At 70.6% G+C, this 12,275-nt stretch carries 10 protein-coding genes; 1 reads left to right on the top strand and 9 read right to left on the bottom strand.

Annotated features, from left to right (window positions below; all coding sequences use genetic code 11):
- Positions 1 to 13 precede the first annotated feature (13 nt).
- From AC3RJ7_RS16545 to AC3RJ7_RS16530, 4 genes are all read right to left on the bottom strand, one after another.
- Positions 14 to 1,447 (bottom strand): DUF1254 domain-containing protein, encoded by a 1,434-nt coding sequence (locus tag AC3RJ7_RS16545; protein ID WP_491456937.1) that lies wholly within the window; start codon positions 1,445 to 1,447, stop codon positions 14 to 16.
- Positions 1,444 to 3,108 carry a SulP family inorganic anion transporter gene (locus AC3RJ7_RS16540; protein WP_491456936.1) on the bottom strand — a complete coding sequence of 555 codons (1,665 nt, stop codon included), beginning with the start codon at positions 3,106 to 3,108 and terminating at the stop codon, positions 1,444 to 1,446. Before AC3RJ7_RS16540 ends, AC3RJ7_RS16545 begins: the two co-directional genes overlap by 4 nt.
- Entirely contained in the window at positions 3,105 to 4,379 is a 1,275-nt protein-coding gene (locus AC3RJ7_RS16535; RefSeq protein ID WP_491456935.1) for an ion channel protein, read from the bottom strand. The genes AC3RJ7_RS16540 and AC3RJ7_RS16535 overlap by 4 nt, the downstream gene beginning before the upstream one ends.
- Before the next feature lie 96 nt (positions 4,380 to 4,475).
- Complete coding sequence (locus tag AC3RJ7_RS16530) at positions 4,476 to 5,321, bottom strand: mechanosensitive ion channel family protein (protein ID WP_491456934.1); 846 nt, start codon at positions 5,319 to 5,321, stop codon at positions 4,476 to 4,478.
- Positions 5,322 to 5,502: 181 nt separating this feature from the next.
- On the opposite strand from AC3RJ7_RS16530, the gene AC3RJ7_RS16525 reads away from it, so the two are divergent.
- Positions 5,503 to 5,892, top strand: a complete 390-nt coding sequence (locus AC3RJ7_RS16525) for an SHOCT domain-containing protein (protein WP_491456933.1) — start codon at positions 5,503 to 5,505, stop codon at positions 5,890 to 5,892.
- A gap of 69 nt (positions 5,893 to 5,961) precedes the next feature.
- Here the strand turns inward: AC3RJ7_RS16525 and AC3RJ7_RS16520 are convergent, their stop codons facing one another.
- The 5 genes from AC3RJ7_RS16520 to AC3RJ7_RS16500 form a co-directional block, all read right to left on the bottom strand.
- Complete coding sequence (locus AC3RJ7_RS16520; RefSeq protein WP_491456932.1) at positions 5,962 to 7,092, bottom strand: DUF998 domain-containing protein; 1,131 nt, start codon at positions 7,090 to 7,092, stop codon at positions 5,962 to 5,964.
- 74 nt (positions 7,093 to 7,166) lie between these two features.
- Positions 7,167 to 7,688: a DUF2017 family protein gene (locus tag AC3RJ7_RS16515; protein ID WP_491456931.1), complete on the bottom strand. Its 522-nt coding sequence runs from the start codon at positions 7,686 to 7,688 to the stop codon at positions 7,167 to 7,169.
- Positions 7,685 to 7,975 carry an ATP-dependent Clp protease adapter ClpS gene (clpS, locus tag AC3RJ7_RS16510; RefSeq protein ID WP_491456930.1) on the bottom strand — a complete coding sequence of 97 codons (291 nt, stop codon included), beginning with the start codon at positions 7,973 to 7,975 and terminating at the stop codon, positions 7,685 to 7,687. The genes AC3RJ7_RS16515 and clpS overlap by 4 nt, the downstream gene beginning before the upstream one ends.
- A 91-nt stretch (positions 7,976 to 8,066) precedes the next feature.
- Positions 8,067 to 9,533, bottom strand: a complete 1,467-nt coding sequence (locus tag AC3RJ7_RS16505; protein WP_491456929.1) for an amino acid permease — start codon at positions 9,531 to 9,533, stop codon at positions 8,067 to 8,069.
- The gene (locus AC3RJ7_RS16500; protein ID WP_491456928.1) at positions 9,530 to 12,226 is read right to left on the bottom strand and encodes a beta-eliminating lyase-related protein; all 2,697 of its coding nucleotides are present in this window, start codon (positions 12,224 to 12,226) and stop codon (positions 9,530 to 9,532) included. Before AC3RJ7_RS16500 ends, AC3RJ7_RS16505 begins: the two co-directional genes overlap by 4 nt.
- Positions 12,227 to 12,275: the final 49 nt, after the last annotated feature.

The raw sequence follows: 12,275 nt of genomic DNA, 5'->3' as shown, positions 1-12,275 counted from the left end.
ACTCCTTCGTTCGCTACTGCTTGACGATCTCGGGGATGCGCCAGCTGCCGTCGAACCAGGGTTCGAGCGGACCGTACAGCCGCACCATCGGGAACCAGCTCTTGCCCGGCGTGGTCGGGATCCAGTTCGACTCCTTGCCGGCGGGTGCCTCGGGGCCGAAATGCAGCACGTAGCTGCCGTCGGCTTCTGCCTGCACCGTGCCCTTGAGGCTCGACAGCGCCGGGTACGGCGCCGACTGCAGGAGCGACCGCGTCTGGGTGTCGTACAGGTCGACCGACCAGAAGTTCTTCGCGGGCGGGTCCGCGGGGATCGTCAGCGAGTAGTTCGCCGATCCGTCGAGCACGTGGCCGTCGGCGTCTTCGGCGGTGTACGCGTACGCCGAGCCGGCCCCGATCTGCGCGTGCGCCATCGCCGGGGTGATCACGGTGGCGAAGTAGTGGAACGCCGAGCGGGCGTCGAGCAGGCGCGCACCCTCGCGGAGGAACTCGTAGCTGCCGCCGACGAACGCGTTCTTCCACGAGACGCCCTCCCAGAAGTAGGCGGCCGGGTCGCGGGGCTGGTACACGAGCGCGCGGGAGATCGCGGCACCGAGCTTCGCCCCTTCGTCGAGGAGGCGGCTGCGACGTTCGTCGGGCGCGAACGGTGTGCCGTGCACGATGCCGAGCGCGGCGAGCTGCCCCGCGCGTTCGACGTCGATCGCCTCGACCGGCTCCTCCTGGATGAGCTCGTCGACCTCGCGGAAGAACGAGATGTCGTTCGCGTGGACCGTGTTGATCTGCGCCGCGGCGATGTTGAGGAAGACGTTCTCGCGCGGCGCCGACGCCTCGGCGAGCGGGTAGATGCGAGTCTGCTTCATCGCCGGCACGCCGCCGAGCGCGCGCAGTACGACCCAGTTCGTGTAGGTCGGCGACTCGTACGTGTAGTAGCCGTCGGGCCGCTCGCCGGCGTAGCCCGGCGGGAGGAAGAGGTACTTGCCGCCCGCCCCCTTGTCGGGCCCGGCGATGCCCATGTCGGCCACGTAGCGGAACCAGAAGTCGTCCACCACGCACAGCGACTGCGGCGGTGCCTCGATCACGGTCGGGCCCCAGGCCTTGAGGTCGATGAAGGTCGTGCCGTAGGTCGTCTCGGTGTTCGGCGTCAGGTAGATGCCGCCCGAGTTCGCCCGGGGATCGGTGAAGCCGATGACCTCGCCACTCGTGAGCCCGGCCTCGCGCAGGCCCTTGCGCAACGCGACGAGCGAGGCGCCCGGCACGGCGTTCAGGAACGCCTCGGCGGCGCGCATCAGGTCGAGCGCGTCGTACAACGTGTCGACGGATGCCGCGCGCGGCACGCCGTCGAAGAGCTCGATGCGCCCGAACGGCGTCTCGAGCTCATCGGGCGTGCTCACGCGGCGGATGGCCTCGGCGAGTGCGTCGGCGGTCATGCTGGTGGCTTCGGTATCGGTCATGCGCTCCCCCTGGTCAGCGCCGCGAGCGCGGCGCGGTTCGTCTCGTAGGTCGGGTGCTCGCCGAGCAGGCCGAGCTCGACGAGTCGGTCGTGCGCGCCCGGCCGGACCCGGCTGAACGAGAGCTCGACGTGCTCCTGGTCGAGCCACGCGAGCAGTGCCTCGAAGCTCTCGGCTCCGGTCACGTCGATGTCGGTGACGGCCTCCATGTCGATCACGAGGTGCTCCACGGGTCCGTTGCCGGCGGCCTGGGCGCTGCGGACGGCCTTCTTGACGGCATCGCTGAACACGGAGCCGTTCGCGAAGAAGAGCGGTGCGGCGAGCCGCACGACGATGACGCCCGGCGCGGTGACGTGCCCCTTCGGCGCCTCGTCGAGCAGCGAGTCGCCCGGCTCTCCGCCCGCCTGCAGCACATCGATCGCGGGATTCGCCGCGCGCTGGGCGAGGTTGATGAGGGCGAGCACGAACGCGACCAGGATGCCGGGGATGGCGCCCACGAACAGCGTCGTGAGGAAGCACGCCGCGCCGACGCCGAACTCGAACCGATCGGCCCTCCAGAGCCCCGCGAACTCCTTGATGCCGAGCAGCGGCAGGATCGCGACGCCGACGATCGCGCCGATGGCGGGCGAGGGGATGTCGGCGAGCAGCGCCGTGCCGAAGAGGAGCAGCAGCAGCGTGCCGCCCGCGAGCACGAGCGACGGCAGCTGCGTGCGCGAGCCCGCCTGGTCCATCGCGGCGGTGCGCGACGTGGACGAGCCGACCGCGAAGCTGCCCGATGCGCCGGACGCGATGTTGCCGAGGCCGAAGGCGAAGAGGTCGCGGTTGGGATTCGTCGAGTAGCCGCGCTTCTCCCCGTACGAGCGGGAGACGAGGAGGCCCTCGGCGGTCGTCACGAGCGTCAGCGCCATCGCCGACGGGATGAGCGCGAACCACATCGACCACTCGATGATCGGCCACGTGAGCGTCGGCGGGCCGGCGGGCACCTCGCCGAGCACGTCGACACCGGCGTCGTCGAGGTCGAGCAGGTAGACGAGGATCGTGCTCACGACGAGCACGACGAGCGCCCACGGCACGGCCCGGAGGAACCGCCGGCCCAGCAGGAGCACCGCGACCGAACCGGCCGAGATCGCGACCGCGACGAGGTTGGCCGTGCCGAGCCCCTCGACGAGGGCCGTGGTCTTCTCGACGAACTCGCCGCCCGACGGGATCTTGACGCCGAGCATCTTCGCGATCTGGCTGACGAGGATGTCGAGGGCGAGGCCGCCGACGAAGCCGACGAGGATCGGCTTCGAGAGGAAGTTCGCCAGGAAGCCGAGCTTGAACACGGACAGCAGCAGGAACATGATGCCGGAGAGGATCGCCTGGGCGAGCGCGAGCTTCGCGTAGTCCTCCGCGTCGCCGGCGATCGCCAGCCCGCCGATCGAGCTCGCCACGAGCGCCGCGGCCGCGGCATCGGGCGAGGCGACGACCTGGCGGCTCGAGACGACGAGGGCGTAGATCACCGTCGGCACGATGAGCGCGTAGAGGCCGGCGGTCGGCGGCAGTCCCGCGATCTGGGCGTAGCCGATGTTGAGCGGGATCGCGATCGCGATGAGGGTGACGCCGGCCAGGAGTTCGCGTCCGACGTTCTTGCGGGTGAGGCCAGCGAGCGGCCGGGTGGTCATGGGGTCGCCTCCTTCAGGACGGATCGGTCGTCGTGGGCGATGAACTCGGGCGCCTTCGTCACGATGAGCCACACCGGCAGCACGATCACGCAGAGCAGCGGCAGCACCTGGGTGTCGCCGACGATCGCCGCCCCGAGGAAGATCCCGATCCATCCGTCGCGGGTGGCGACGAGCGTGATGCCGAGGACGGCGCAGGCGACCGACAGCGAGACGGGGATGTCGGGGACGAGGTGGTAGGCGAGCAGGCCGAGCGCCGTACCGATGAAGACGATCGGGAACACCCGGCCGCCGCGGAATCCCGCAGCCGCGGCGATGAGCAGCGCGACGAGCTTGACGGCGGCGAACAGGGCCAGCTGCCCGGCGGTGTAGTCGTCGGGGTTCGAGAGCAGCTCGCCGGTCTCGTCGAGTCCCTTGAAGAGGGTGATCGGCCCGCCGATGATGCCGAGCACACCGAGCAGCGCGCCGCCGAGGGTCGTGTAGATCATCGGGTTGCGCATCGAATGGAAGATCCGGTGCAGGGACGGCAGCGCGAAGACCCCGATCAGTCCGACGAGGGCGGCGACCGAGGCGATCACGGTGCCGCTCACGAGGTCGATCGCCTCCACACCGTCCATCGGGTCGAGCCGGAAGGCCAGTGATGCCCCGCCGAGCACGTGCATCGTGATCGCGCCGGACCCTGCCGCGGCGAGCGGCAGGAAGAGCTTGTCCCACAGCGAACCGCCGCCCTTGACGGCGGCGACCGCCCCAGTGAGCACGAGCGCGGCGGCGACGGGGGTGCCGAAGAGCGCACCGATCGTCGCGGCCATCGCGAGCGTCGCGGCGAGCCGCGTCGGGATCTTCGCCGCGAACCGGGCGAGCAGGGCGATCGCCAGGGCGGTGTTGATGCCGATGATCGGGTTCTCGGGGCCGAGGCTGACGCCGCCGGCGAGGCCGAGCACCACGACGAGCGCGAGCGACGGCAGCTGCATGAGCTTCGGCGGCGGCGCGTCGAGCTCGCCGAGCGCGGAATCGGGTCCGCCGTGGCCCGGCAGCAGCCACACGGCGGCGCCGACCGCGGCGCCCGTGAGCGTCAGCACCGTGAAGATCCAGATCGGGCTCTCGGGTCCGATGCCGAAGGCGTCGGGCACGGTGCCCCAGATGACGTCGTGCAGGCCCTCCGCGGCGAGGTCGAGCAACCACAGCATGACGGCCGACCCTGCGCCGACCACGATCGTCGGAATGGCCATGATCGCGAGGTCGCGGACCCTCGGCGCCGGCTGCGTCTCCGTCACGCGCTATCCCCTTCTCGTGGGCCGCCCGCGGCTCGAGCCCCCACCCTCAGGCCATCATGCCGCAAGCCGTCTCCCCGCGGGCGACGGCGTGCGGGGTCAGAACTCGGTCTGCGCGGCGAGCGGCGCGGGCGGAGGCGTGCTCGTGACCACCGCGTCGACGTCGCGTTCGGCGAGCGCGCCGGCGACGGCGTCGACGACCGCGGCGCGCACTGCGACGCCGTGCAGCGGGTGATGCCAGAACTGCACGCGGTAGACGGCGCGGCCCCCGCCGAGCGTGAGCGGCAGCACGTGCACGCCCTCCTTGCGGTGCACGCCCTGGGCACCCGAAGCCGCGTCGGCGACGGCCTCCCTGAAGGATGCCTCGGCCGAGGCATCCCCGTGGTGCCCGCCGGTGCGCACCTCGACCTCGCTGCGCCGGGAGCCGTGCTCCGAGTGGTTGACGAGGGGGTCCGAGAGGATCTGCGCATTGGGGACGTGCACCGTTCGCCCGTCGGCGGTCCGGATGACCACCGACCGGCCGTTGACCTCGCGCACGGTGCCCGTGTACTCGCCGCTCTCGATCTCGTCGCCGACGCCGAGCGGGCGACGGGTCTGCAGCACGACGCCGGCCGCGAAGTTGTCGGCGATGCCGCGCAGCACGAGCACGAGCACCACGACGACGATGAGGACGATCGCGAGGAGCGGCTGCACGGAGGCGCCGATGAACGTGAGGGCGATGCCGATGCCGCCGAGCCAGATGCCGTAGACGACGACGCTCTCGGCGAGCACGCCCACGGCGGGGCTGAGGTTCGGCACGCGGGCGAGCCCGGCGCGGACCCCCTTGCGCACGAAGTGCGCGATGATCCAGGTGGCGATCACCGTCACGACGACCGCGAAGATGCTCCAGCCGTTGATCTCGAGCGTCTTCCACCACTCGTTCATGCCGACCTCCCCTGTGGACATTACCGGCGCCGCCCCGCCGACCCGCGCGATCCCGGGCGGGTTCGCGCTATTGTCATGCTCAGGATGGTCTTCGGTCAGGGGGAGGGCATCGTCCGCTGGGCGTTGCCGTAACTGAGACGGGGCTTCCCGGCATCGCATCCGGCGATGCCTCTCTCACCTCGTATCGAAAGGCACGCACGACATGACGTTCTGGAGCAACTTCTGGGAACTGATCTGGTGGTTCTTCTGGGCTTTCGCGTTCATCGCCTACCTGTTCGCCCTCTTCGCGATCATCGGTGACCTGTTCCGCGACACCAAGCTCAACGGCTGGTGGAAGGCCGTGTGGATCATCTTCCTGATCTTCGTGCCGTTCCTCACGGCGCTGATCTACCTGATCGCCCGCGGCAACGGCATGGCCGAGCGCGCCGCGCGCGACGCGAAGGCCGCCCAGGAGGCCACCGACGCCTACATCCGCCAGACCGCCTCCTCGGGGAGCGCCTCCGACGAGATCGCGAAGGCGAAGGCACTGCTCGACGCCGGCACCATCAGCCAGGCCGAGTACGACGCCCTCAAGGCCAAGGCGCTCGCGTAAGCGCCTGACGCCCAGACGGAAGGGCCGGATGCCACGAGGCATCCGGCCCTTCCGCGTGCAGTCGGCAGGTCAGACCGCGACCGGCACGGATGCCTCGTCGGCGGCGTCCTCGACCGCGTTCGCCCGATCGCCGGCGGCGCCCGCCGTGCGCAGGAAGACGATGATCCAGCTGAACACCGCGACGCCCGCGATGAGCTCCACCGCGGTCAGGTTGTAGTAGCCGCTGAAGAAGAACACCGCCGAGACCACGATCGCGAGGCTCAGCAGGTAGCCGAACCACAGGAACGGCTTGGGGAACGAGGGCACGAACCAGCGCAGGCCGACCACGATCGCGATGAACGCGACGGCCATGCCCGTCGCCACCGTGTTGTGCACCGCGAAGAACTCGTCGACGGGGAAGATGCCGACGCACGCGAGGAAGATGCCGATGAGCACGAGCAGGGCGCGGACGACGTTGCGCTTGCGCGCGAGCTCGGGCGTGCCGGCGGGGAGCACCGCGGTCGCGTAGCGCGCGATGATCGTGACGATCGCGCCGGCCACGATGAGCGTGAGGTTGAAGGCGCGCGCCGAGAAGTCGTCGGTCATGCCGAGGGCCGAGAGGTTCTCCTTCCACCACTGCGGGTCGCTCGCCGAGAGCATCGCCGTGAGGGCGCCGACCACGAGGAAGACCGCGACGACGAGCGACAGCAGCATCGGCGTGAGCCGCACCGACGAGAGGAAGGTGATGTACGCGGTCATCGCGAGGGTGACCCCTCCGAGGACCATCGCCGGCAGGGGGTAGAGCACCGCACCCTGGAAGCTCGCGGCGAGCACATCGCTCAGCGCGACCCAGCCGAGCAGGGCGATGACGGCGTGCGCGATCGAGATGGCGAGGATGTCGAACCAGTGGAGCTTCGCCCCTGGCACCGGCATCGCGGGGCGGACCGCGGCGGCGAGCTCGCGACTGCGATTCGCCACGGCGAAGCGGCCGAGCGGATAGGCGATCAGGGCGACCACCGCGGACGCGATCGCGGCGAACTGGCCGATCGACCCGGGCCCGGAGATCGGCACGTCGACCGACCAGAACGCGATCAGGGCGACGAGCACCCCGGCGACGAACGCCAGGGCGCCGACGATCAGCGCGACCGACTCGAGCGACTCCGCGCTCGCACCGGGGTTGCGAATGGCTTTCGCGATCGACAGGGATTCGCTGCGACTCATGTGTGTGGCCTCCGTTTCGAGTGCCACTCTAGGGCCGGCGGTGCGGCCGCGCCGTCAGGCGACGGTCGGGTCGGTCAGGCGTCGGTCGGGTCGAGCACCTCGAGCATCGACCCCTGGACGAAACCCGCCCACTCGTAGGCCGCGCGGAGGTAGTCGTCGCGCGACTCGGCGCGGTCGCCCTCGTCGCCCGACTCGTCGAGCTCGTCGAGCTCGTCGAGCTCGTCGACCGCGCCCACCCGCTCGGCGAGGATCAACCGCAGGTCGGTGAGGAACGTCAGCCAGCCCCACGCCTCCGACTGGTCGAGCTCGATCTGCACGATGCCGCCGTCGGCCACCGCGGTCGCGTCCCGCACCCGCTGCGCCGCCTGGCGCTTGCCGTCGACGAGGCTCTCGCGCGTGTACCGGCTGAACTCGGCCGAGGCATCCGCATCGTCGGGGTAGGCACTGGGCAGCAGGCGCCCGAGTGCGGGATCGCTCGGTTCGCCGAGCAGCAGCACGGAGTCGACCTGGTCGGCGAGCTCCGAGAGCAGCATCGCCTCCTCCGACTCGAGGACGAGCCGGACCCCCTCGCCGCCGCCGAGCCCCGCGACGATCATGCGTCGCCCCTCATGACGGTGGCCTGCAGCCCGTAGGCGTGCATCGCGTGCACGTGCCGCTCCATCGCCTCGCGGTTGCCGGAGGCGACGACCGCCCGCCCCTCGGTGTGGACGCGCAGCATCAGGCGCTCCGCCTCGTCGCGCGGGTAGCCGAAGTAGCTGCGGAAGACGAAGCTCACGTAGGTCGTGAGATTGACCGGGTCGTCCCACACGACGACCCGCCACGGCACCTCGGCGGCGCCCTGCGCGGCCAGGTCGAGGTCGAGTGCTTCGAGGGTGTCGGTCACCCCTCCAGCCTGACACGTTTTGCGTCGGTCCAGTAGCGGGCCGTATCGAGGCCGCGACCGCCGCCGGCGGCCTCGATACGACCGCGCGGTCCTACTCGGCCGGCCGGGACGCGTCCTCGTACTCGGCGACGACCGGGCCGTCGCCGACGACCGGGATCGCCGCCGTCTCATCGACCAGCTCGACCCGCCTGCGGCCCGCGCCGCGCACGAAGACGAGGTAGCAGACGCCGAGCACGGCGAGCCAGACGACGCCGACGACGAGGGCCGGCCGCGACTCGGGGATGATGCCGATGAGCACGATCACGAGTCCGACGACGGCGACCGCCGCCCACGCCGCGACCGGCCAGAACGGCATCGGGAACTCCGACGGGAGCCGGCGCTCGCGGGCGATCTCGCGCTTCATGCGGATGTGCGAGACGAGGATCATGAGCCAGACCACGACCGTCGCGAAGGTCGCGAGCGCCGCGATGAGGAAGAAGATCTGGTCGTGGAACCAGATGTTGAGCAGCACACCCACGAGCAGGGCCGCGACCATCGTGAGCACCGTCATGAACGGGACGCCGTTGCGGGTCGTGCGCTGGAACACCTTGGGCGCGTGGCCCTGCTTGGCGAGCCCGTGCAGCATGCGCCCGGCGCCGAAGATGTCGGCGTTGATCGCCGAGAGCGCCGCCGTGATGACGACGGCGTTGAGCACGTGGGCGGCGCCGTCGAGGCCGAGGCTGCTGAAGATGGAGACGAAGGGGCTCGCCTCGCCGTCGATCGTGGTCCACGGCTGGAGCATCATGATGACGGCGAGCGTCAGCACGTAGAACAGCAGGATGCGCACCGGCACGGAGTTGATGGCCTTGGGGAGCACCTTCTTCGGGTCCTGCGCCTCGCCGGCCGTGATGCCGATCACCTCGGTGCCGCCGAAGGCGAACATGACGATCGTGAGCGACGCCAGGATGCCCCAGATCCCGTGCGGTGCGAATCCGTCGACGAAGAGGTTCTGCACGCCGGCGGCGCCCTCCGACTGGTTCGCGAGGCCGAACACGATGATGGCGATGCCGCCGACGATCATCGCGATGATGGCGGTGATCTTGACGAGCGAGAACCAGAACTCGAGCTCGCCGAACACCTTGACGCTCGCGAGGTTCACGGCCGCGATGACGAAGACGATCGCGAGGATCCACACCCAGCGATCCACGTCGGGGAACCAGAACCCCATGTACACGCCGAAGGCCGTGACGTCGGCGAGCGCGACGACGAACATCTCGAACGTGTAGGTCCACCCCGTCAGGAAGCCGGCGAACGGACCGACGTAGCGCGAGGCGTACTGGCCGAACGAACCGGCGACGGGGTGGCGCACCGCCATCTCGCCGAGCGCGCGCATGACGATGAAGATGACGGCGCCGCCGAGCATGTAGGCGAGCAGCACGGCCGGCCCGGCCGCCTGGATCGCGGCCGACGAACCGTAGAAGAGGCCCGTGCCGATCGCCGAGCCGAGGGCGATGAAGCGGATGTGCCGGGCGCTCAGCCCGCGACGCAGGCTGCCGTGCGTCTCGTCGGTGGTGCTCACGATTCTCCTTCGAACGGTTGTGCGGGGTCGGTGCGGGCGGCCAGGACGCGATAGCCGAGACGCCGGTCGAACCCGTGGATCTCGCGGGTGTCGAGGGCGTCCATGAACGCGAGCGTCTGCTCGGTGATGACCTGCCCCGGCACGAGCACGGGGAAGCCCGGCGGGTACGGGGTGACGAAGCCGGCCGAGACGGCCTCGACCCCGTCGGCGATGCGCCGACGGATCTCGGCCGATGAGACGTACTCGCAGGCGTCGTCCGAGTAGCTCATGAAGTAGGCGGTGCGGAGGTCGCCGTCGGGCAGGTCGCCCGCGGCGCGGAACCGGTCGGCGAACCGGCTGAAGTCGGGCAGCGGCGGCGTCGCGGTTCCGGCACGCCCCGCCGGCCGGGCCGGGCCGCCGCGCTCGGCCGACGACCTGGTCTCGTGCTCGAGGTCGGTCGCGATCTTCACGAGCACCTCGACGAGGTACGCCACGGCGCTGCGCGAGGTGCCGATGTTCGTCATGAGCAGCACCGTGTTGCGGGAGGTCTTGTTGACCTGGATGCCGTACCGGTCCATCAGGTGCTCGTGCTTGAAGGTGTCGCCGTCGATGCCCGTCAACCCGATGTGCAGCGTCAGCCGGCTGGGGTCGACGACGAACTCGTCGCGCTCCCAGGCCTCCGCCATGTCGGCGAGGCCGTCGCGCAACGGCATCGGCCGGTCGGTGTCGCGGAAGCGCGACGGCACGAGGTCGATCGTGCTGAGGATGCGGAAGTGCTTCCGCAGCAAGGGGTGGCGCGCGACCGCGTGCCCGATGTGCACGGCGAGGTCGGCCTGACGCTGCACGAGCGCGTAGCCCTCGAGCTCGACCTGCCGGCGGCCGACGTCGAGCGAGGCGAGGATCTGGTAGTTCGGCGACGTGGACGTGTGCGTCATGTACGCCTCGTGGAAGTCCTCGGCGTTCGACTCGGCGAAGTCCTCGTCGAAGATGTGGATCATCGACCCCTGCCGGAGCGCCGTCAGCGTCTTGTGCGTCGACTGGGTGGCGTACACGCGCAGCCGCGCCCGCGACGGGTCGGCGATGAGCCGGCGCTCGAGTGCCGCCGCGTCGCCGTCCGGCTCTGCGGCCAGCTCGCGCTCCTGGGCGGCGAACGCGGCCCGGTGCGCGGGGTCGGCGAAGGCGCGGGCGAGCTCCTGCGCCGCGGCCATCGCCGTGCGCCGCCGGTAAACGGGGTGGAACGCGGCGAAGGCGAACCACGCCTCGTCCCAGAGGAAGACGAGGTCGGGCTTGATGGCGAGGCATTCCTCCATCACCCGGACCGGGTCGTAGACGATGCCGTCGAACGTGCAGTTCGTGAGCGCGATCATCTTGACCTCGTCGAGGCGCCCGGCCCGGCGGTACGCGAGCAGCGTCGCCTTGATCGTCTCGAGCGGCACCGCGCCGTAGAACGAGTACTCGTCGAGCGGGTAGGCGTCGAGGTACGCCACCCGGGCGCCGGCGAGCATGAGCGCGTAGTGGTGCGACTTGTGGCAGTTGCGGTCGACGAGCACGACATCGCCGGGCTTCACGATCGACTGGTGCACGATCTTGTTCGCCGTCGACGTTCCGTTCGTGACGAAGACGGTCTTGCGCGACCCGAACGCGCGTGCCGCCGCGTGCTGCGCCTGTCGCAGCGACCCGCTCGGATCGAGCAGCGAGTCGAGCCCGCCCGACGTCGCCGAGGTCTCGGCGAGGAAGAGGTTCATGCCGTAGAAGTCGGCGAGGTCTCCGATCCAGCGGGAGTCGAGCACCGAGGCGCCCCTCGAGATGGGCAGGGCGTGGAACGCGCCCGTCGGGCGGCGGCTGTATTCCTGAAGCGCGTTGAAGAACGGCGCCTCGTACCGCTCGGCGACCCCGGCGAGCAGCGTCAGGTGCAGCTCCATCGCGTCCTGCGTGCGGAAGATGCGACGGAACCGGCTCGTCAGCGCGTGGGCGAGCCGCTCGATCGACACCCCGGCGACGAGGTAGAGGTCGAGTTCGGGGCGCAGCCCCGAGAGCTGCTCGGCGAGCATCGTGATGCGTTCGATGGGCACCGAGGGGCGCACATCGCCGAGGCGGCCGTCGACGAACCGGCGGAGGTCGCGGCTGAGCGGTTGCGCGGTGGCCCATCCGAAGCCCGGCCGGATGACGCAGGCCTGCAGGTCGGGGTTGACGAGCACCGCGGCGAGCGCATCCTCGACGGTCGACACGAAGACGAGTTCGTAGGCGAGCCGGTCGGAGGGCCGGCGCTGCGACCGGAGCGACGCCCGCATCGCGGCTTCGGCCGCGTCGCCGTCGTTGCCCACGACGAGCACCTGGAACACATGCGGGGCCGCGACGGCGTCCGCGGGGGCGGAGTCGGGCTCCTCGCCGACGGGGCGCGGGAACCCCGATCGCGGGGCGATCTCGTCGAGGAACGCGGCGGCCGAGGCATGGTCGCCCTGCTCGATGAGGTCGCGCAACGTGCCGACGGCCTCGATCCCGGGGATCGCCCAGTACCCCTCGAGCGCCTCGAGGACGGGCAGCAGCCTCGCGAACTCACCCGCGACGTCCACGTCGTCGGTCTCGATGCCGTCGGGGGTCGCGATGGACTGGCGCACGACGTGACCGAGGTACTCCCACACGTCGCTCCGGAGGCGCCAGGCGCTCGAGGGGATCCCGGCGGGCACCGCCACGACCGATTCCGCCCCTGTCACACCGAACTCCCTCGTCCTCCGATTGCCCACGCGTCCGCGCCGTCCTTCA

The sequence above is a fragment of the Agromyces solani genome (genome assembly GCF_058349925.1).
The sequence above is the reverse complement of the archived record's forward strand: the minus strand, read 5'-3'. Positions and strand labels throughout refer to the sequence as shown.

Excerpts from the sequence above, each read along its gene's own strand:
- AC3RJ7_RS16545 (WP_491456937.1), bottom strand. The coding sequence starts at position 1,447 with ATGACCGATACCGAAGCCACCAGCATGACCGCCGACGCACTCGCCGAG.
- AC3RJ7_RS16515 (WP_491456931.1), bottom strand. The coding sequence starts at position 7,688 with ATGATCGTCGCGGGGCTCGGCGGCGGCGAGGGGGTCCGGCTCGTCCTC.
- AC3RJ7_RS16520 (WP_491456932.1), bottom strand. The coding sequence starts at position 7,092 with ATGAGTCGCAGCGAATCCCTGTCGATCGCGAAAGCCATTCGCAACCCC.
- AC3RJ7_RS16530 (WP_491456934.1), bottom strand. The coding sequence starts at position 5,321 with ATGTCCACAGGGGAGGTCGGCATGAACGAGTGGTGGAAGACGCTCGAG.
- AC3RJ7_RS16540 (WP_491456936.1), bottom strand. The coding sequence starts at position 3,108 with ATGACCACCCGGCCGCTCGCTGGCCTCACCCGCAAGAACGTCGGACGC.
- AC3RJ7_RS16525 (WP_491456933.1), top strand. The coding sequence starts at position 5,503 with ATGACGTTCTGGAGCAACTTCTGGGAACTGATCTGGTGGTTCTTCTGG.